Origin of the sequence: Mesorhizobium robiniae, from assembly GCF_040545535.1 — a bacterium.
Taxonomy (GTDB): domain Bacteria; phylum Pseudomonadota; class Alphaproteobacteria; order Rhizobiales; family Rhizobiaceae; genus Mesorhizobium; species Mesorhizobium robiniae.
In genome coordinates this window covers 76,225-95,467 of the sequence record NZ_JBEPMC010000003.1, presented here as the reverse complement: position 1 = coordinate 95,467, position 19,243 = coordinate 76,225, and the positions used below count along the sequence as shown (strand labels likewise).

The window sequence follows — 19,243 nt, the reverse complement described above, 5'->3', positions numbered from 1 at the left end:
CCCCTTTTTTCGGTCAATCACCGCTCACCCATTGACCAGCGCCAGCGCCGCTTCGGTGTAGCGCTTGCCAACAACCTTTTCCGGCGACAGCGCGTCGCCGATGGCCGCCACCTCGGCTTGGCTCAGCGCAATCTGTGCCGCCGCGGCGTTCTGCTCCAAATGGCGGATTTTTCGCGCGCCGGGGATCGGCACGATGAAGTCGCCCTGGTGCAGCACCCAGGCGAGCGCCAGCTGCGCCGGCGTCACGCCTTTCTCAGCAGCCATCGTCTCCAGCGTGGCGATAATAGCCGCATTGGCGGCCATGGCGTCGGCCTGGAAGCGCGGCAGGGTGAGGCGCCAGTCGTCGGCGTCGAGGGCTTCGGGCTTGGCGATCGTGCCGGTCAGCAGGCCGCGGCCGAGCGGGCTGTAGGGAACAAAGCCGATGCCGAGTTCGCGGCAGACGGCAAAGACCTCTTCTTCCGGGTCGCGGCTCCACAGCGAATATTCGCTCTGCACGGCTGATATCGGATGCACTGCATGCGCCCGGCGAATGGTTGCCGCACTCGCCTCCGACAGACCGAGCGCGCGCACCTTGCCTTCGCGCACCAGCTCGGCCATGGCGCCGACCGTATCCTCGATCGGCACATTGGGATCGACACGATGCTGGTAGTAGAGATCGATCACCTCGGTGCCCAGCCGCTTCAATGACGCCTCAGCGACCGCCTTGACGTGTTCGGGACGGCTGTCGACACCGGCCATGCGCTCGACGCCATTGCCTTCTTCAAGAATTTTGAAGCCGAATTTTGTCGCGATCGTCACCTGGTCGCGCACCGGCTTCAACGCCTTGCCGAGCAGGATCTCGTTCTCGTAGGGGCCGTAGACCTCGGCCGTGTCGAAGAAATTGACACCGAGCTCGACGGCGCGGCGCAGCGTGGCCATCGCGTCGGCCTCTGCCTGGCCGCCATAGACGAAGCTCATTCCCATGCAGCCGAGGCCGACCGGATAGACGTCAAGTTCATTTCCAAGCTTGCGGGTTTGCATCGCGTATCTCCTTGTTGTGATGCGGCGGAGATAGCGTCTTGCACCGCGTTCGATAATCGGCTCTCATTCGCACGGGCTGTTCTAAACAATAGATCAATGAACCGAACTCACCTCTCACAGCTTGTAGTGTTGGCAACCGTCGCCCAGTGCGGAAGCTTTCGCGGCGCTGCCAGGGAGCTCGGCATCGCGCCCTCAGCGGTCAGCCATGCCGTATCCAGCCTGGAAGCGCGTCTTGGCGTGCGGCTCCTGGCGCGCAGCACGCGCAGCGTCGCCCCGACCGAGGAAGGCGCGCAGCTGCTCGAACGGTTGAGGCCGGCATTGTCCGAAATCGACCTCGCTTTGGAATCGGCGGTCGAGGCGCGCGACCGGCCGGCCGGCAATCTCAGGCTGACCGTGCCGCGCACCGCAGCCCACCTGGCGCTGACGCCGCGGCTCGGCGCCTTTGCATCGGCCTATCCCGACATCGTGCTGGAGATCGTCATCGAAGATCGCTTCACCGATGTGGTCGAAGGCGGCTTCGACGCCGGCGTCCGGCTCGGCGAGAGCCTGCAGCGCGACATGATCGCGGTGCGCATCGGGCCAAACCTTCGCGGCGCCGTCGTCGGCGCGCCATCCTATTTCGCGACCATGCCCAGACCGCGCCATCCGCACGACCTTGCCGGTCACCGTTGCCTCCGCTTCCGCTTCTCCAGCGGTATCCTCTACCGCTGGGAATTCGAGAAGGACGGTGAGGAGATCGAGCTCGCGGTTCAAGGGCCGCTGATCCTCGACGAGGACCATCTGATCGCCAATGCGGCGGTCGACGGCGCCGGCCTTGCCTTCGTGTTCGAGGATTATGTTCGCGATGCCATCGCCGCCGGCAAACTCATTCGCGTGCTGGAGGACTGGTGCCCGCCCTTCGACGGCTTCTTCGTCTACTATCCGAGCCGCCGCCAGATGCGGCCGGCGCTCAGGGCCTTTGTCGATTTCTTCAAGATAACCGGATGAAGGCCGAGAGCCTTGCAGGACCTGGGTTCCTCGCCCCCGCTTTGCGGGGCGAGGAACCCAAGCTGCGGGGGGCCGCACTTCACCGCCACGCTCCGCATTGGCTTTTCTCCTGAATTCGGGCAAACCTCCATTCCTGTAATCGAGAGGGAGAAACCTGATGTTCCGATGGGGTGTTTTGTCGACGGCCAAGATCGGCCGCGAGCATCTTTTGCCCGCAATAGTCGAGGCGGAGAACGGCGTGCTGTCCGCCATCGCCAGCCGCGACCTGTCGAGGGCCCGTGCCCTGGCCGACCGTTTCGGCGCCCCCCATGCCTTCGGTTCCTATGACGAGCTGCTCGCATCCAAGGACGTCGACGGCGTCTACATCCCGCTGCCGACCGCGCAGCACGTCGAATGGACCGCCAAGGCGATCGAAGCCGGCAAGCATGTCCTGGTCGAAAAGCCGCTGGCGCTCGATGCCAGGGACATTCCGCCGCTGATCAAGCTGCGCGACGCCAAAAACGTGCTGGTCTGCGAAGCCTTCATGGTCGTCTACCACCCGCAATGGATCAAGGTGCGCGAGCTGATCGCCAACGGCGCCATCGGCCGGCTGCGCCATGTCCAGGGCGCGTTTTCCTACTACAATGTCGATCCCAAGAACATGCGCAACCAGCTCGACCTCGGCGGTGGCGCGCTGCCCGACATCGGCGTCTACCCGACGGTGTCGACGCGCTTTTCGACGGGCAAGGAGCCGCTGCGCGTCCAGGCGACGATCGAGCGCGATAAGACATTCGGCACCGACATCTACTCCTCGATCCGCGCTGATTTCGGCGACTTCGAACTGTCGTTCTATCTGTCGACGCAGATGGCGGCGCGGCAGGTGATGGTGTTCCACGGCGAGAAGGGCTTCATCGAGGTGCTTTCGCCGTTCAACGCCGGCATTTACGACCATCATCGCATCGAGCTGCACAACCAGAACCACAGCGAGGCGCAAGTGTTCCGCTTCCCCGGCATGCAGCAATACCGGCTGGAGGTCGAGGCCTTCGCGCGGGCGGCACAGGGCGGCAAGGAGCGTGTCTTCACGCTGGAAGAATCGGTGCTCAACCAGAAGGTCATCGACGCCATCTTCCGCGCCGGCGAGAAGGAAGGCTGGGAGACGGTCTGACAATTTCGTCAAGCCGGGAGGAGAGCCGGGGAGGAGAGAATGGCTGACGATGCCGATGTGATCATTGTCGGCGCCGGCCTTGCCGGCCTCGTCGCCGCGGCCGAGCTGACCGAAGCCGGCAAGAAGGTCATCATCGTCGATCAGGAGCCGGAGCAGTCGCTCGGCGGCCAGGCATTCTGGTCGCTCGGCGGCATCTTCCTCGTCGATTCGCCCGAGCAGCGGCGCATGCGCATCCGCGATTCGCATGATCTGGCGCTCGAGGACTGGCTGGGCACCGCCGCTTTCGACCGCCCGGAAGATCTCTGGCCGCGCCGCTGGGCCGAAGCCTATGTCGGCTTCGCCGCCGGCGAAAAGCGCTCCTGGCTCATGCAGCGCGGCATAAAGTTCTTTCCCGTGGTCGGATGGGCCGAGCGCGGTGGCGGCAATGCCGTCGGCCACGGCAATTCCGTGCCGCGCTTCCACGTCACCTGGGGCACCGGGCCTGGCGTGCTCGACCCGTTCGTTCAGCGCGTGCGCGAGGCCGAAAAGAGCGGCCTGATCCGATTCAGATTCCGCCACCGCGTCAACGAACTGACAAGGACAGGTGGCGCCATCGACGGCGTGCGCGGCGACATCCTGATGCCGAGCGATATCCAGCGCGGCCGCAAGAGTTCGCGTGACATGTCAGGCGATTTCGAGCTCAAGGCGCAAGCGGTCATCGTCGCCTCCGGCGGTATCGGCGGCAATCCCGAGCTTGTCCGGAAAAATTGGCCGCAGCGGCTCGGCACGCCGCCCAGGCGCATGATCTCCGGCGTTCCCGACCATGTCGACGGCCGCATGCTGGCGATCACCGAGGCGGCCGGCGGCAGCATCATCAACCGCGACCGCATGTGGCACTATGTCGAAGGCATCAGGAACTGGGCGCCGCTCTGGACCGACCACGCCATCCGCATCCTGCCCGGCCCGTCGTCGCTATGGCTCGATGCCCGCGGCAAACGCCTGCCGGTGCCGCTCTATCCCGGCTTCGACACGCTGGGCACGCTCAGCCACATCATGAGCACCGGCTTCGACTATTCCTGGTTCATCCTGACGCAAAAAATCATCCAGAAGGAGTTCGCACTGTCGGGCTCCGAGCAGAACCCCGACCTCACCGGAAAAAGCTGGCGCCAGGTGCTCGGCCGCGCCACATCAGGCGTTCCAGGTCCGGTGAAGGCGTTCATGGAGAAGGGCGAGGATTTCATCGTCGAGCCTGATTTGCCGGTGCTGGTCGCCCGCATGAACGCGCTTGTCGGCGGTGAGCCTCTGCTCGAACTGGCGCAGGTCGAGCGCGAGATCCGCGCCCGCGACCGGCAGCTAGACAATCCGTTCTCCAAAGACATGCAGATCATCGCCTTGCGCGGCGCCCGCGCCTATCTCGGCGACCGGCTGATCCGCACGGCCAAGCCGCACAAGATGCTCGATCCTGCCAATGGGCCGCTGATCGCGGTCCGGCTCAACATACTGACGCGCAAGACGCTGGGCGGCTTGCAGACCGATCTCGACAGCCGCGTGCTGGACGCTGAGGGCCAACCGATCGAAGGGCTATATGCCGTCGGCGAAGCCGCCGGTTTCGGCGGCGGCGGCATGCATGGCTATGCGGCACTGGAAGGCACGTTTCTTGGCGGTTGTATTTTTTCCGGCCGCAGCGCCGGCCGCGCCGCGTCACGCGGGGTGGGATAGATCCATCACCAGATCCATTCGCCGCGTCCCAGAGCCGACACCGCTTCGACGATGCGGGTAAAGCTCGAGCGCGCACGGCCGACCGTATGCCTGGCCCTGAGATAGCCATGCACCAGACCCGGCTCCTCCAGCCAGTAGGCGTATCCCTCCGCCGCGACAAGGCGGTCGCGATAGGCCTCGCCGTCTGACGACAGCGGGTCGCATTGGGCAGTGATCAGCACGGTCGGCGGCAGATTGGCAAAATCGGCGTCGGCCAGCGGCGACAAAGTGAGATCGCCGGTGCGGTCTTCGCCGCCTGTCCTGATATTCGTGTAGAAATCGAGGTCGCGCACCGTCAGCATCGGCGCCTCGGCATGGGTCACGTAAGAGCCTTGCGAGCGGTCGCCACCGAGACCGGGATAGATCAGCACCTGGCCGATCGGCCTTCGCGCATGGCCGCGTGTTGCATGGCTGACCGCAGCGGCGAGATTGCCGCCGGCGCTGTCGCCGCAAAGCAGGATCGGGCGCTTGTAGGCCGTCGCCGCCCATTCGAAGGCGCTGATGGCATCGTCGAAAGCGGCCGGGTGAAGATGTTCCGGGGCCAGCCGGTAGTCGACCGAAACCACCTCATAGCCGGTGCGGGCGCAAAGCTCGGCGCAGAGATCGTCATGGCTGCCGAGCCCGCCGAGGATAAAACCGCCGCCATGGAAATAGAGCACCATCGCCGCCGCTTCCGGCGCCGGCGTCCGGTAGATGCGGATCGGGATGGGATGCGACGGCGTGGCAATGGCGGTGGTCTCCGCCGTGACATTGTCTGGGTAGCCGGCAAAGAACTCGCGGCACATGCGATCGTAGATGCCGCGCTGCTGATCGATCGTGAAGTCGATCGTATCAGGCGGATAGTAGGAGTTGGTGCGCTCGATGAAGGCCCAGGTCTCGGCGTCGATCAGTTTTTTGTAGTCGGTCATGGTTGCGGTGCCGACTGCAAACGTCGAGCCCAGGCACCCCCCTCTGCCCTGCCGGGCATCTCCCCCTCAAGGGGGGAGATTGGCAGCTTCGAGCTCGGCGCTTTTCCTGCGACATAGAAGATTGGCGAAAGCCTTAGCGACATCCGATCTCCCCCTTGAGGGGGAGATGCCCAGCAGGGCAGAGGGGGGTGCCTCGCGCCATCATCTCCGACGTTATCGTCCCTTCCACACAGGCTCGCGCTTCTCTGCAAAAGCGCGAAAGCCCTCGAGATTGTCCTCCGAGCCGTACAGCGCGTCAACAGTCGGCAATTGGCGGCGCGTCACCCGGTTCATGGCGTCCTGGAAGGTGAGCGCCTCGGCGACCCGCGCCGTCTCCTTGATCGCGGCAAAGACCAGCGGCGGACCGCTGGCCAGCAGCCGGGCGATCTCCCAGACGCGGTCCTCGAGCCTGTCCTTGGGCAGCACCTCATTGACTAGGCCCCAGCGATGCGCCTCGGCGACATCCATCCAGCGGCCGGTGAGCAGAAGATCCATGGCGACATGATAGGGGATGCGCTTCGGCAGCTTGATCGTCGCCGCATCGGCAAGCGTGCCGGCGCGGATTTCGGGCAGCGCGAAGGAGGAGTGATCCGACGCGTAGATAAGGTCGCAGGACAGCGCCAGCTCGAAGCCGCCGCCAACCGCCATGCCGTTGACGCAGGCGATGACCGGCTTGTTGAGGTCGCGCAGTTCCTGCAGCCCGGCGAAGCCGCCGACGCCATAGTCGTCGTCGACCGCGTCGCCGCCGGCCGCGGCCTTGAGGTCCCAGCCGGCGCAGAAGAACTTGTCGCCGGCGGTCTTGACGATGGCGACCCGCAGATCCGGATCGTCGCGGAACGCCTTGAAGGTCTCGCCCATCAGCCGCGAGGTCTTCAGGTCGATGGCATTGGCCTTGGGCCGGTCGAGCGTGACTTCGAGGATGATGCCCTCGCGGCGGGTAGTGATGACGTCAGACATTCTTTTTCTCTCCCAGCACCAGCAGCGCGTCGGCGATCCAGGCGCCCTTGCCTTGCGCGCAGACGATCAGCGGGTTGATGTCGAGCTCCTCGATCTCGCCGGCATTCTGCTGCACGAAGGCGGCAATGCCCGAAATCGCATCAATAGCAGCCGCAACATCGGCCTTGGGCCGGCCGCGGTAACCTTCGAGCAGCGGGAACAATCTGAGCCCGCGCAATGCCGCCTCGATGTCGTCGCGTGTCGCCGGCAGCATCAGCGTGACGCTGTCGCGCAACAGCTCGACCAGCACGCCGCCGGTGCCGAGCGTCATCACCGCGCCGAACATCGGGTCGCGGGTGAAGCCGACGAGCAGCTCGGCGACGCCGTCGCGCACCATGCGCTCGACATAGAGGCCGGTGCCGAGCGGGTCGAGATCATGGGCGGCGGTGCTGACGGATTCGGCATCCCTGAGGTTGAGCCGCACCGCGCCGAGCTCGGATTTGTGGGTGACGCCCAAAGCCTTCAGCGCCACCGGAAAGCCGAGCGCCATCGACGAGATCACAGCCTCGACGGCATTGCCGGCGCGTTCGCCCCTGGGCACTGGAAGCCCGGCCTCGATCAGCCGCGCTTTCGCCTCGGCCTCATCAGGTGTGATGTGGTCGCCGGCCGGCGCGCCGGACGCGGAGGTGTCGATCGGCTGCGCCTGCGGCTGGCGCCATGCCCAGCCGATGAAGGCGGCCGCCTGGGCGGCGTCCATGGCTTCGGAAATGCCGAACAGCGGCACCATGCCGCGCGCCATCAGCCCGGCGGTGTATTCCTCGGGCAGGTTCTCCGGCAGCGACGAGACGATCGCACCCTGCGCCTTGTTGGTCTTCAGCGCCGATTCGAAGGCACGCAGCGTCGCCCACCAGTCGGTATCCGAGCAGCGGTCGGGACGCGGGAAGTCTAGGACCAGCATGTTGAGGTCGAAGCCGCCCGACACCATGGCGGTGAAGGTGGCGGTCATCGCCGGCTCGTTGTTCCAGATGAAGGTGTGGTAGTCGAGCGGGTTGGCTACCGCAACCAGCGGCCCGAGCGTCGATTTGACATGGGCGCGGTGCGTGTCGGTCAGAACAGGGAAGTTAACCCAGCGGCCTTCGGCGCTGTCGGCCATGACAGAGGCTTCGCCGCCCGAACAGCTCATCGACGACAGCCGGTAGCCGGGCAGGGGTCCGGTGACATGCAGCAGCTTCAGCGCCTCGATGAAGGCCGGGATGGAATCGACGCGGGCGATGCCGAGCCGCTTCAGGAAGGCGCCCGAGGCCGCATCCGAGCCGGCCAACGATGCGGTATGCGAGACCGTCGCTTGCCGCGCCTGCTCGGAGCGGCCGACCTTCATGGCGATGATAGGTTTCTTCAGCTCCCGTGCCCGTGCCGCCAGATTTTCGAAGCCGGCTACCGAATCGAAGGCCTCGATGTGCAGGCCGAGCGAAGTGACGCGATCGTCCTCGATCAGGCCGAGTGCCATTTCGGAAAGCCCGGTCTGCGCCTGGTTGCCGGCCGTCATCAGAAAGGCGATCGGCAGGCCGCGCTTCTGCATCGTCATGTTGATGGCGATGTTGGACGACTGGGTGATGATTGCAACGCCACGGCCGCCCTCGGCCAGCCTGATGCCGCCATGCTGGTCGGGCCACAGAAGCGCGCCGTCGGCATAATTGATCAGGCCATAGCAGTTCGGCCCGATGATCGGCATCCGGCCTGCGGCCGCGACCAGTTCGGCCTGCAGCCGTTCGCCGTCCTCATCATAGGCCTCGGTCTCGAGAAAGCCGGCGGCAAAGCAGACGGCGCCGCCGGCGCCGCGCTCGGCCAGCGCCTTGATCACCTCGATGGTCAAATGCCGGTTGACGCCGACAAAGGCAGCGTCCGGCGCGCCCGGCAGCTCGGCCACGGAACGATAGGCTTTCCGCCCGGCGACCTCATCCTTGGTCGGGTGCACAGGCCAGATCTCGCCGGCAAAGCCCATCTTGATCGATTGCGCGACGACGGCGGCGGCCTGCGCGCCGCCGAAGACGGCAATGGAGCGTGGACGCAGGAGACGTTCAAGTCTGTGCATGGTCATCTTTTCGTCTGATCATGATCTTTTCCAAAAACCGGATTCCACTTTTTGGGATCATGCTCTAAGCCCCAAACGAGCGCAGCAGCGCCCGCGAAATAATGTGGCGCTGGATTTCCGACGTGCCTTCCCAGATGCGCTCGACGCGGGCGTCGCGCCAGATGCGTTCCAGCGGCAGATCGTCCATCAGGCCCATGCCGCCGTGGATCTGGATCGCCTCGTCGGCGACGAAGGCAAGCATTTCGGTGGCCTTCAGCTTGGCCATGGCCATGTCCTGGTCGGTGACGGTGCCCTGATCGTATTTCCAGCCCGCTTCGAACACCATCAGGTCGGCGGCTTTCAGCTCGGTCGCCATGTCGGCGAGTTTGAACGACACGCCCTGGAACTTGCCGATCTGCTGGCCGAACTGCTGGCGCTGTGCGGCATATTCGATGGCATGGCCAAGCGCCCGCTCGGCGCGGCCAAGGCAGGTCGCGCCGACCTGCAGGCGGGTTGCGCCAAGCCACGAATTGGCGACGTCGAAACCCTTGTGAACCTCGCCGAGCACTTGGGTTCCAGGCAGGCGGCAATCGTCGAATTCGAGGATGGCGTTGGTGTAGCCGCGATGCGAGACGTTGCGGTAGCCGTCGCGCACGGCAAAGCCCTTGGTGCCCTTGTCGACGAAGAAGGCGGTGATCTTCTTGCGTTTTCCACGCGAAGTCTCTTCCTCCCCCGAGGCCATGAAGACGATGGCGAAGTCGGCGAGATCGGCATGGCTGATGAAATGCTTGGTGCCGTTCAGCACCCAGTCGTCGCCATCCTGGACCGCGGTCGCCTTCATACCGCGCAGATCGGAGCCGGCGCCCGGCTCGGTCATCGCCAGGCAGTCCCATTTCTCGCCGCGAATGCAGGGATAAAGGTATTTCTCGCGCTGCTCCGGCGTGCCGGCCAGAAGGATGTTGGAAGGCCGCGCCACGCAGGTCCAGTGCAGCGCATAATTGGCACGGCCAAGCTCCTTTTCGTAGAGCAGCCAGGTCACCGTATCGAGCCCGGCGCCGCCGACTTCCGTTGGCATGTTGGCGGCATAAAGCCCGGCTTCGATCGCCTTGGCCTTGATCTCCTCGATCAGCTCGCGGCGCAGCATGCCGGTGCGCTCGACCTCGCGCTCATGCGGGTAAAGCTCGTTCTCGACGAAGGCGCGCGTCGTCTCGACGATGAGCTTCTGTTCTTCTAAAAGGCCGAAATCCATGGTCTTCAGCCTTTCTTCTTTTTCTTCGACTTTTCAGCTTTTGCCTTCACCGGCTTGGTCGCCTTGGCCTTTTCGGCCGCCTTGGAGGCGGTGGGCTTCGTCGCCGCAAGCTTGGCGAGTTGCTTGGTATAGTCCTTGTGCAAGGCGCCGGCGCCCCAGCCCTTGCCTTTGTTCTGCTTCGACAACGCATCCATGATCGCGACCAGATTGTCGTCGCGGATCTTTTCCAGCTCGCGGATCGACAGGCCATGCGCCTGGTCGTCCGACTGGGTGGCGATCAGGTCGACCAGTTCGTCGTTGAACTCCGGCACATCCATCAGCTTGGTCCACGGCCATTTCAGGCACGGCCCGAACTGCGCCATGAAATGGCGCATGCCGGCCTCGCCGCCGGCGACGCGGTAGACCTGGAACATGCCCATCTGCGCCCAGCGCAGGCCGAAGCCATAGCGCATGATGTCGTCGAGTTCCTCGACCGTGCAGATACCGTCCTTGATCAACCACAGCGCCTCGCGCCATGCCGCCTCCAGCAGCCGGTCGCCGACGAAGGCCTCGATCTCCTTGCGAATCACCACCGGCTTCATGCCGATCGAGGCGTACATCTCCTTGGCGACCTCGATCGCCTCGGGAAAGGTCTGTTGGCCGCCGACGATCTCGACCAGCGGCAAGAGGTAGACCGGGTTGAACGGATGACCGACGACCAGCCGCTCCGGATGCTTCTTCATCGCCACCTGCATGTCGGTCGGCTTGATGCCCGAGGTCGAGGAGCCGACGATGGCGTTGGCCGGCGCATAAAGGTCGATCTCGGCCAGCACGCGGTGCTTCAGGTCTAGCCTTTCGGGCACGCTTTCCTGGATGAAATCGGCATCGGCGACGGCATCGGCAATCGTCTTGGCAAAGGTCAGTTTGCCCTCTTTTGGCAGGCCGCCGGGCAGCATCTGCTTGTAAGCGCGGCGCGCGCCTTTCATCACTTCACCGACCTTGCGCGCGGCTTCCGGGTCGGGGTCGAAGATCGACACGTCGATGCCGTTCAAGAGCAGCCGCGCCACCCAACCGGCGCCGATGACGCCGCCGCCGACGGCGGCTGCCTTGGTGATGATGCTCATGCGGAGGCTCCGGTTCTTTTGCTGGCTGTTTTGCGGTCGATCAGAGGCACGCGCTCGCCGGCGCGGATCACCGACGCGTCATAGGCGTTGCGCGCGAACACTTCGAGCACGAAGGGCCGGAAGAACTCGATCGGCAGCGTCTCGTAGTCCGGGTCGAAGCTCGACTGGTCCCAACGTTCGCAGAACTCATCGCAATCGTCGAAATAGTGATGGCCGGCGAAACGGTCGCGCGCATGGGGATTGCCGCCGAGATGATGCGCGTAATAAAGGCGCTGGAAGTCGCCGTGCTTTTCCACCACCCATGTGCATTGCTCGCGCACGAACGGTTTTAGGATCGAAGCTGCATATTCGTCGTGGTTGTAGGGTGCGTAGATGTCGCCGATGTCGTGCAACAGCGCGCAGGCGATCCAGTCCGTGTCGGCCCCATCGCGCCAGGCGCGCGTCGCCGCCTGCAGCGAATGGCCGAGCCGGGTGATCTTATAGCCGGACAGGCCTTCGTCGAGCTGGACAAGCGCGTCGAGCAGCCGTTCGCCGGTCTTCGCCGCATAGTCGATCTCATGCTCGGTGAGGAAGGCGTAATCCTCGCGGTCGCCGTCCTTCATGGAGGTAAATTTCACGGTCTTCATTGGCGGCTCCTCCCTACCGATTCCCTGTTCAAAGCGGCGCGCGCTTCGTCAGATTGAGCTTCTTGCGCACCTCATCCGGGCCGATGACCCTAGCGCCCATGTTCGACACGATGCTGACCGCCCGCTCGACCAACTGCGCGTTGGTGGCGAGCACGCCCTTGTCGAGCCAGAGATTGTCCTCGAGCCCGACGCGGACATTGCCGCCGGCCAGCACCGCGGCGGCAGCATAGGCCATCTGGTTGCGGCCGATCGAGAACGCCGACCAGGTCCAGCTCGTCGGCACGTTGTTGACCATGGCCATGAAGGTGTTGAGATCGTCGGGCGCGCCCCATGGCACGCCCATGCACAATTGCACGAGCGCATCCGGATCCAGCACCTTTTCTTCGACCAGTTGCTTGGCGAACCAGAGATGGCCGGTGTCGAAGGCCTCGATCTCCGGCTTGACGCCGAGCGCCGTCATCATGCCGCCCATGGCGCGCAGCATGCCGGGCGTGTTGGTCATGACATAGTCGGCTTCGGCGAAATTCATCGTGCCGCAGTCGAGTGTGCAGATTTCCGGCAGGCACTGGCGCACATGTTCCACGCGATTGGTGGCGCCGCCCATATCGGTGGCTTTTTCGTTCAGCGGCAGCGGATTTTCCGGCGAACCGAACACCATGTCGCCGCCCATGCCGGCGGTCAGGTTCAGCACCACGTCGACGTCTGCCGCGCGGATGCGCTCGGTCACTTCGCGATAAAGGTGAACGTCGCGGCGCGGCTTGCCGGTTTCGGGGTCGCGCACATGGCAGTGCACGATCGCCGCACCGGCCTTTGCCGCATCGATCGCCGAATCGGCGATCTGCTTGGGCGAACGCGGCACATGCTGAGAGCGGTCCTGCGAGCTGCCGGACCCGGTCACGGCACAGGTAATGAAAACCTCACGGTTCATCGCAAGCGGCATCGACTTTCCTCCCAATCAGCACAGACAGTCCCGATCAAATGTCGCCCAATCAAACATGGGTCCCATCGAACAGATGGCAACAATGCCTGACTTGCCGGAAACTGTTTTGCGTTTTACGAAGGTCATGTGACGAAAAACGAAAAACCGTCGATCTTTCGCGCCGAGCGCTCGCCGCTCAAGGTGACGCTGTTGGTGTTTTCCGGCTCGTCGATCATGTGCGTGGCATCGGCCGTCGATCCATTGCGCGCCGCCAACCGTATTGCCGGCGAAACGCTATTCGATTTCAGGCTGGTTTCGGTAACCGGCGAGGCGCCGATCACCACATGTGGCCTGCCGGTTGCGGTCAGCGGTCGCTTCGATGCGACTGAGACTACCGATATGCTTGTCGTCGTCGCCGGTTTCGGCACGCAGAACTACGCAACCGCTGCCCTGCTTGCTGGCCTGCGCCGTGCTGCCCGCGCGGCGCGCGCTTGCGGCGGCGTCGAGGCCGGCACTTGGCTGGTTGCCCGCGCCGGCCTGCTGGAAGGACGCAGCGCCACCACCCATTGGGAGGATATGGAGGATTTCTCCTCGGCCTTTCCCGGCACCGATGTGCGCCCCGACCGCTACGTCATCGACGGGCCGGTCTTCACCTCCGGCGGCGCCTCGCCGACCTTCGACCTGATGCTGCATCTGGTCCGCACGCGGCTCGGCATGGCGGTGGCGCTCGATGTGGCCAGTGTCTTCATTTACGATCAGGCGCGGGCGGCGACCGATGCGCAGCCGCTGGTCTCGCTCGGCCGCCTCGACGGCTACGATCCGCGACTGGCGCAAGCCATCCGGCTGATGGAGACCCATGTCGACCAGCCCTTGACCATTGCCGCGGTGGCAAAGCGCGCCGGGGTGACGGCGCGAACGCTGGAAAGCATTTTTCGCAAATCGATCGGCGAAACGCCGGGCGCATATTATCTCAGGCTGCGGCTGGGCGCCGCGCGCCGGCTGGTGGTCGACACGCGCGTGGCCATGGCCGATATTGCCGGGCGGACAGGATTCTCGTCCGCCGCGGCATTTTCCAGGGCGTTTTCAAGAGCTTTCGGCGAAGCGCCGGTGAGACTGCGTCGGGGATAATGCATGTCGCCCAAAAGTGTGTAGCGGTTTTGGGGTAACGACATGCATAGACAAAGGTGGATTAGGCAGCGTCCTGGCGGTCGCTGTTGCCGTCGATTTGCGAGCGCATCTGTCTCGCAAGGTGGGTCTCGAAGCGGCTGGCGACCGCGCGATCCCATTCGTTTGCACTGCGCGCACCGTGCTTCGGATGCGGCAGCGCCATCAGCCGGTCGATGATCGATCCAGCCTCGCCAGATGAGAGCAGGGCGTCGATTTCGCGTTCGTGCTGCATATCGTTTCGCCTCCTTCTTTCTGTTCCCGCCACCAACAACACTATACGAGATTCGTGACGGCTGTTTGAAGGCAAGAGCGAGGCGATTGAGGGGCGTGCGAGGCAAAACCTTGTCGTCGGTTCCGCCCTCGCGCAAAGCTGTTCCGGGCCGGCGGGTCGGTTAGGAGACCCGCCGGTGCGACACCTCAGACGTACCGATTGACGATATTCTCGAGCAGTTCCTGGCGGCCGGATCTGGGCTGCGGCTCGATCTTTTTCTTGACGACGCGCTCGGCGATTTCCTCCAGCGTGCGCTTGCCCGAAAGCATCGCCTTGGCCTCGGCGGAGTTCCAGCCGGCATAGCGTTCGGCCAGTGGTCCCGACAGCGCCTTGTCCTCGACCATGCGCGCGGCGGCCTTGAGGCCGCGTGCGCAGCAATCCATGCCGCCGATATGCGCGATCAAAAGATCCTGCGGATCGAGCGACTGACGCCTGAGCTTGGCGTCGAAATTGGTGCCGCCGGTCTTGAACCCGCCAGCCTGCAGGACATGATAATAGGCCAGCGCCATCTCCGGCACATTGTTGGGGAACTGGTCGGTGTCCCAGCCCGACTGATAGTCGTTGCGGTTCATGTCGATCGAGCCGAAGATGCCGAGCGCATTGGCCAGCGCCAGTTCATGCTCGAAGGAATGGCCGGCCAGGATCGCATGGCCCTGCTCGATATTGAGCTTGACCTCCTTCTCAAGTCCGAAGCGTTTCAGGAAACCGTAGACCGTGGCGACGTCATAGTCGTACTGGTGTTTTGTCGGCTCCTGCGGCTTCGGCTCGATCAGGATGGTGCCCTTGAAGCCAATCCGGTGCTTGTAGTCGACGACTAGGTTGAGGAAGCGACCAGCCTGTTCCTGCTCGCGGGCAAGATCGGTGTTGAGCAGCGTCTCATAGCCCTCGCGGCCGCCCCACAGCACGTAGTTCTCGCCTTTCAGCCGCTTGGTGACGTCGATGCAGTGTTTCACCGTCGCTGCCGCATAGGCAAACACATCCGGATCGGGATTGGTGGCCGCCCCCGACATGAAACGGCGATTGGAGAACAGGTTCGCTGTCCCCCAAAGCAGCTTGATGCCGGTCTGCTTCATCTTCGTCGCAAAGTAATCGGCGATCTCGTCGAGCCGCGCGGCACTTTCGGAAAAGTCTTTTCCTTCCGGCCGCACATCGGCATCGTGGAAGCAGAAGTAAGGCGCACCGAGCAGCGAAAACATCTCGAAGGCGACGTCCGCCTTGAGTTTGGCCAACTCCATCGTGTCGGTGCCGCCGGCCTTGGCGAACCATGGCCGCTCGAACGTTTGGCCGCCGAACGGATCGCCGCCCGGCCAGGCAAACGAATGCCAATAGGCCACCGCAAAGCGCAGATGATCCTCCAGCCGCTTGCCGGCAACGACTTCATCGGGATTGTAGAACCGGTAGGCCAGCGGATTGGTCGAATCCGGCCCCTCATATTTGATCGTCTTGATGTCACCGAAAAAGCCGCTGGTCATGTCTGTCTGTCCTCTCGCATGTTTCTGTCCTGATTACCTCAGGCGTAATTGGTTTCACGTTGGCGCTGGATGAAAAGGGTCATGTCAAAGCCACTCAACAACGGAGACAGACCATGACCGACCTCAACACGATCGCCCAGAACTACATCACCGCCTGGAATGAGAGTGACGCCGCGCGTAGGACTGCCCTGCTCAAGGCGGCCTTCACCGAGGACGTCAGCTATCGCGATCCGATCATGCAGGGCGACGGACATGCCGGCGTCGCCGCACTGATCGACGGCGTTCAGCAGCGTTTTGTCGGCTTCCGGTTTTCGCTGAAGGGTAAGCCGGACGGATTTGGCGACACGATCCGTTTCTCGTGGAATCTCGGACCGGAAGGTGCCGACTCGGTCATCGAAGGCACCGACATCGGCATCATCGAGAATGGCCGCCTGAAAAGCGTCACCGGCTTTCTCGACAAGGTTCCGGCACAGTGAGACCATCTCAGGCCTCGGCGGGGGTGGGAAGCCACTCACGCCGTGGCGGCCTTGATCGCGGGATAAAGCGCCCGGTAGCGCTGATAGGCATCCGAATAGGCGCCGCTTAGTGCGGCGACCGGTTCGATGGTGGCATCGGTGGCCGGCGCCGTGCACACTCTGAGCGGATCGGCGCCCGTCGCCGCGATCAGGCCGAGCCGGGCCGCCCCGAAGGCAGCGCCGAAATCGCCGTCGGCGGGAATGTCGACGGGCAGGCCGAGCGCGGTGGCGATTGCCTTCAACCAATAGAGGGAGCGCGAGCCGCCGCCGATCGCCGTCACCCGCGTCAGCGTCGTGCCGGCTTTGGTCAGGGCTTCGAGACTGTCGCGGAAGGCGAAAGCCACGCCTTCCAGCACGGCCTGGATCAACACGGTGCGGCTGGTTTCATGCGCAAGCCCGGTAAACGCGCCGCGAATGGCCGAGTCGTTATGGGGCGTGCGCTCGCCTGAGAGATAAGGCAGGAAGGATACGCCGGACGGAGCCTTCAGCGTATCGCCAAGTTCGGCGGTCAGCTCGCCGGGGCCTTTCCCTGATATCTCCGACAGCCAGTTAAGCGAATCGGTTGCCGACAAAATGACGCCCATCTGGTGCCAGGTGTCGGGCAGCGCATGGCAGAACGTATGCACCGCGCTTTCCGGGTTGGGCAGATAGGACGCGTTGGCCGCGAACAGCACGCCTGACGTGCCGAGCGAGACGAAGGCCTGGCCCGCTCCGACCGTGCCCATGCCGCAAGCCGAGGCCGCATTGTCGCCGGCGCCGCCGGCGATCGGGATGCCGGCCTGCATCCCCCATTTCGAGGCCAGTTCGCTGCGCAAGCCGCCGGCCTTCTCGGTGCCCTCGACCAGCGACGGCATCTGCTTTTCGTCGAGTGACGTGGCAGCGAGCAGATCGGATGACCAGTCCCGCTCGCCGACATCGAGCCAGGACGTGCCGGCCGAGTCAGACATTTCCGAAATGTGCTCGCCGGAGAGCCAGAGCCGCAGGAAATCTTTTGGCAGCAGGACCTTTGCCACCTTGGCGAAAATATCAGGCTCGTTGTTTTTCACCCAGACCAGCTTCGGCGCGGTGAAACCGGGGAAGACGATGTTGCCGGTGAGCTTGCGAAAGCGCGGATCGGCGTCGAGCTTGGCCGCCTCGGCATGGCTGCGCGTGTCGTTCCACAGGATGCAGGGGCGCAGCACATGATCGCCGGCATCGAGCAATGTAGCACCGTGCATCTGGCCGGACAGGCCGATGCCCTTTACGGCAGCGAGCTGCCCTGGATGGGAGGCCTTGAGCTCGGCGATCGCTTCCTCGCAGGCGCGGATCCAGTCGGCGGGGCGCTGCTCCGACCAGCCGGGGTGCGGCCGCGAGACGTCGAGTGAAGCATGGCCGGAGCCGATGACGGTCTGCCCGCCATCGATCAAAAGCGCCTTGACGCCCGACGTGCCCAGATCGAGGCCGAGATACATGGTGTCCTCCCAATGTCATTAATTTTTTCGGATCTCGAAAAAATCTGACTTGGCAGTTTTTAAGACAAGATCCGCCTCCGGTCAATTCTCCGACAAATCGGCCGCCCGCCGCGAGAGCAGTGCCGACAGCGGACTGTCCGGCCGCGCCAGCGCGCGTTCCGCGGCAAGCGCCCTTGTCAACGCATGGTCGCCGGAACGCAGCGCCGCCTCGATCAGCGTCAGGTCGATGACGTCGCGTTGCGCATGGCTGCCGCCGAAGCGGTGGGCGATCGCCCGGATTGGCCGGATCAGGCGTACCGTCTCGGCATAATTGCCGTCGCCGAACGCTTTGATGGCGAGCGTCAAGGGATGGCCGACGTCCCGGGTGAAGACGGCGTTGTCGTCATTGCCGTGCATGGCCTCGCGCTGCGCCTCAAGCAACGTGCGAAGCGGCGCTTCTTGGCCGGCGCCGACGAAGGCCATCGTCGCGTGGGCATCGTTGAAGGCGTAGTTGCCGCCGCCGGTCTTCGCCCAGTTGGCGGCGAGCGCCGCCCAGCGGTCACCGACGTCGACGCCGCCGAGATGCAGCCGCCACAGGATCGCCGAGGCATCGACCATGTTGAGCGCCAGCGTCGATCGCTCGCCATAGATCGGCCCGTCATAGAGCGCCAGCACCTCGTCCGTCTCGCCAAGATCGTAATGGAACAGCGCCAGATGCCACCAATTATGCACTTGCAGGAGGCTCTCTTGTGTCCACGCTTCCGGGTTGGCGCGCATCCACAAAATGCCGTCCTTCTGGCGGCTCTGCATCTCCATGACATGGGCGACGGCGTGCTGCGCCCAGCCATCGCGGGGCTCGATGTCGACTGCCATGCGGCCAAGCCTTTCGGCGCGTGCATAGTCGCCCATTTCCTCCAGCCCGAAGGCCTGCATGCCGAGTATCGCGTGGTAGCCGGGCATGCCGCTCTGCCAGGATGGCAGCGCGCGGCCGATGCGGTCGCGCAGCATGCGGGCGTTGCCGGTGAAGAAATCGATCTGGTGCCCGGTCTGCAGCGCCAGGGCATCGAGAGGGAATTCGATAGCGAGGTCTTCGAGGATGCGGGCGGCTTCATGCCAGCGCCCGGCGGCAAGATGGCCGAGCGCTGCGACATGCGCCCGCTCGCGCGTCGTCGCGGCAAACTGCACCGCCGCCTCATGGCATGTCCTGGCCACGGCCGTCGCGTCGCGCTCGGTGGCGAGGCCGAAGAGATAGCCTTTGAACACATGGGCCATGACGAATCCGGGATCTACGGCGATGGCGCGGTCGACCGAGCCGACCGGATCGCAGACGAAGCATTGCAGCTCGCGGACAGCCTGGCTGTAGGACGAGAACCCGGTGTCGGTTGCGCCCGAAAATGTCAGGCCGAATGCGTCCCTGACTGCCATGTCTTACCCGTCGATGACGACACAATTCCGGAGGTTTCAGCCAATCTTAGAGCATCCGCGGCAGGCGCGCCAACGAGAAACCTGGACTAATCGTTCCATGCCTATCCGAGCGCCTTTGCAGTTTATCAACCATGAGCCACAGATTAGTCTTTGTAAAACCGAGCGGATTATGGCTTCATTGCGACATCGGGCGGGGGCTTGAAATAGCGAATCGGGAGGGGACG

General features: G+C 64.1%; 17 protein-coding genes. 5 read left to right on the top strand and 12 right to left on the bottom strand.

Annotated elements, in window-relative coordinates:
- Positions 1-24: 24 nt before the first annotated feature.
- Complete coding sequence (locus ABID19_RS08535; RefSeq protein WP_354489654.1) at positions 25-1,020, bottom strand: aldo/keto reductase; 996 nt, start codon at positions 1,018-1,020, stop codon at positions 25-27.
- Between the two features lie 96 nt (positions 1,021-1,116).
- Here ABID19_RS08535 and ABID19_RS08530 point away from each other — a divergent pair, with 96 nt between their 5' ends.
- From ABID19_RS08530 to ABID19_RS08520, 3 genes are all read left to right on the top strand, one after another.
- Positions 1,117-2,007 (top strand): LysR family transcriptional regulator, encoded by an 891-nt coding sequence (locus ABID19_RS08530; RefSeq protein WP_354489652.1) that lies wholly within the window; start codon positions 1,117-1,119, stop codon positions 2,005-2,007.
- A gap of 157 nt (positions 2,008-2,164) precedes the next feature.
- Positions 2,165-3,151, top strand: coding sequence for a Gfo/Idh/MocA family protein (locus tag ABID19_RS08525; RefSeq protein WP_354489650.1), 987 nt, complete (start codon positions 2,165-2,167; stop codon positions 3,149-3,151).
- Between the two features lie 39 nt (positions 3,152-3,190).
- Positions 3,191-4,849: an FAD-binding dehydrogenase gene (locus tag ABID19_RS08520; protein WP_354489648.1), complete on the top strand. Its 1,659-nt coding sequence runs from the start codon at positions 3,191-3,193 to the stop codon at positions 4,847-4,849.
- A gap of 5 nt (positions 4,850-4,854) precedes the next feature.
- On the opposite strand, the gene ABID19_RS08515 is transcribed toward ABID19_RS08520, so the two are convergent.
- From ABID19_RS08515 to ABID19_RS08485, 7 genes are all read right to left on the bottom strand, one after another.
- Positions 4,855-5,796: an alpha/beta hydrolase gene (locus ABID19_RS08515; RefSeq protein ID WP_354489646.1), complete on the bottom strand. Its 942-nt coding sequence runs from the start codon at positions 5,794-5,796 to the stop codon at positions 4,855-4,857.
- A gap of 213 nt (positions 5,797-6,009) precedes the next feature.
- Complete coding sequence (locus tag ABID19_RS08510) at positions 6,010-6,792, bottom strand: carnitinyl-CoA dehydratase (protein ID WP_354489644.1); 783 nt, start codon at positions 6,790-6,792, stop codon at positions 6,010-6,012.
- Positions 6,785-8,863 (bottom strand): acetate--CoA ligase family protein, encoded by a 2,079-nt coding sequence (locus ABID19_RS08505; protein ID WP_354489642.1) that lies wholly within the window; start codon positions 8,861-8,863, stop codon positions 6,785-6,787. Before ABID19_RS08505 ends, ABID19_RS08510 begins: the two co-directional genes overlap by 8 nt.
- Positions 8,864-8,927: 64 nt before the next feature.
- The gene (locus tag ABID19_RS08500; RefSeq protein ID WP_354489641.1) at positions 8,928-10,091 is read right to left on the bottom strand and encodes an acyl-CoA dehydrogenase family protein; all 1,164 of its coding nucleotides are present in this window, start codon (positions 10,089-10,091) and stop codon (positions 8,928-8,930) included.
- 5 nt (positions 10,092-10,096) lie between these two features.
- Entirely contained in the window at positions 10,097-11,194 is a 1,098-nt protein-coding gene (locus ABID19_RS08495; RefSeq protein WP_354489639.1) for a 3-hydroxyacyl-CoA dehydrogenase NAD-binding domain-containing protein, read from the bottom strand.
- Complete coding sequence (locus ABID19_RS08490) at positions 11,191-11,820, bottom strand: HD domain-containing protein (protein WP_354489637.1); 630 nt, start codon at positions 11,818-11,820, stop codon at positions 11,191-11,193. Before ABID19_RS08490 ends, ABID19_RS08495 begins: the two co-directional genes overlap by 4 nt.
- 28 nt (positions 11,821-11,848) lie before the next feature.
- The gene (locus ABID19_RS08485; RefSeq protein ID WP_354489636.1) at positions 11,849-12,760 is read right to left on the bottom strand and encodes a beta-keto acid cleavage family enzyme; all 912 of its coding nucleotides are present in this window, start codon (positions 12,758-12,760) and stop codon (positions 11,849-11,851) included.
- Positions 12,761-12,886: 126 nt separating this feature from the next.
- On the opposite strand from ABID19_RS08485, the gene ABID19_RS08480 reads away from it, so the two are divergent.
- Positions 12,887-13,867 carry a GlxA family transcriptional regulator gene (locus ABID19_RS08480; RefSeq protein WP_354489635.1) on the top strand — a complete coding sequence of 327 codons (981 nt, stop codon included), beginning with the start codon at positions 12,887-12,889 and terminating at the stop codon, positions 13,865-13,867.
- A gap of 61 nt (positions 13,868-13,928) precedes the next feature.
- On the opposite strand, the gene ABID19_RS08475 is transcribed toward ABID19_RS08480, so the two are convergent.
- Positions 13,929-14,138 (bottom strand): hypothetical protein, encoded by a 210-nt coding sequence (locus ABID19_RS08475; protein WP_095484432.1) that lies wholly within the window; start codon positions 14,136-14,138, stop codon positions 13,929-13,931.
- A gap of 185 nt (positions 14,139-14,323) precedes the next feature.
- On the bottom strand, positions 14,324-15,649 hold the full coding sequence (gene xylA / locus ABID19_RS08470; RefSeq protein ID WP_354489633.1) for a xylose isomerase: 1,326 nt from the start codon (positions 15,647-15,649) through the stop codon (positions 14,324-14,326).
- A 113-nt stretch (positions 15,650-15,762) separates the two neighbouring features.
- Between xylA and ABID19_RS08465 the strand changes: the two genes are divergently transcribed.
- On the top strand, positions 15,763-16,125 hold the full coding sequence (locus ABID19_RS08465) for a nuclear transport factor 2 family protein (RefSeq protein WP_354489631.1): 363 nt from the start codon (positions 15,763-15,765) through the stop codon (positions 16,123-16,125).
- 35 nt (positions 16,126-16,160) lie between these two features.
- Here ABID19_RS08465 and xylB read toward each other — a convergent pair whose 3' ends face one another.
- A complete protein-coding gene (gene xylB / locus ABID19_RS08460) occupies positions 16,161-17,615 on the bottom strand; it encodes a xylulokinase (RefSeq protein ID WP_354489630.1) in 1,455 nt (484 codons plus the stop codon).
- An 81-nt stretch (positions 17,616-17,696) separates the two neighbouring features.
- Complete coding sequence (locus tag ABID19_RS08455) at positions 17,697-19,019, bottom strand: tetratricopeptide repeat protein (RefSeq protein ID WP_354489628.1); 1,323 nt, start codon at positions 19,017-19,019, stop codon at positions 17,697-17,699.
- Between the last annotated feature and the right edge of the window lie 224 nt (positions 19,020-19,243).

Coding starts and splice junctions, on each gene's coding strand:
- xylB (WP_354489630.1), bottom strand. CDS start 17,615: ATGTATCTCGGCCTCGATCTGGGCACGTCGGGCGTCAAGGCGCTTTTG.
- ABID19_RS08510 (WP_354489644.1), bottom strand. CDS start 6,792: ATGTCTGACGTCATCACTACCCGCCGCGAGGGCATCATCCTCGAAGTC.
- ABID19_RS08495 (WP_354489639.1), bottom strand. CDS start 11,194: ATGAGCATCATCACCAAGGCAGCCGCCGTCGGCGGCGGCGTCATCGGC.
- ABID19_RS08525 (WP_354489650.1), top strand. CDS start 2,165: ATGTTCCGATGGGGTGTTTTGTCGACGGCCAAGATCGGCCGCGAGCAT.
- ABID19_RS08500 (WP_354489641.1), bottom strand. CDS start 10,091: ATGGATTTCGGCCTTTTAGAAGAACAGAAGCTCATCGTCGAGACGACG.
- ABID19_RS08475 (WP_095484432.1), bottom strand. CDS start 14,138: ATGCAGCACGAACGCGAAATCGACGCCCTGCTCTCATCTGGCGAGGCT.
- ABID19_RS08535 (WP_354489654.1), bottom strand. CDS start 1,020: ATGCAAACCCGCAAGCTTGGAAATGAACTTGACGTCTATCCGGTCGGC.
- ABID19_RS08465 (WP_354489631.1), top strand. CDS start 15,763: ATGACCGACCTCAACACGATCGCCCAGAACTACATCACCGCCTGGAAT.
- xylA (WP_354489633.1), bottom strand. CDS start 15,649: ATGACCAGCGGCTTTTTCGGTGACATCAAGACGATCAAATATGAGGGG.
- ABID19_RS08515 (WP_354489646.1), bottom strand. CDS start 5,796: ATGACCGACTACAAAAAACTGATCGACGCCGAGACCTGGGCCTTCATC.
- ABID19_RS08530 (WP_354489652.1), top strand. CDS start 1,117: ATGAACCGAACTCACCTCTCACAGCTTGTAGTGTTGGCAACCGTCGCC.
- ABID19_RS08520 (WP_354489648.1), top strand. CDS start 3,191: ATGGCTGACGATGCCGATGTGATCATTGTCGGCGCCGGCCTTGCCGGC.
- ABID19_RS08485 (WP_354489636.1), bottom strand. CDS start 12,760: ATGCCGCTTGCGATGAACCGTGAGGTTTTCATTACCTGTGCCGTGACC.
- ABID19_RS08505 (WP_354489642.1), bottom strand. CDS start 8,863: ATGCACAGACTTGAACGTCTCCTGCGTCCACGCTCCATTGCCGTCTTC.
- ABID19_RS08455 (WP_354489628.1), bottom strand. CDS start 19,019: ATGGCAGTCAGGGACGCATTCGGCCTGACATTTTCGGGCGCAACCGAC.
- ABID19_RS08490 (WP_354489637.1), bottom strand. CDS start 11,820: ATGAAGACCGTGAAATTTACCTCCATGAAGGACGGCGACCGCGAGGAT.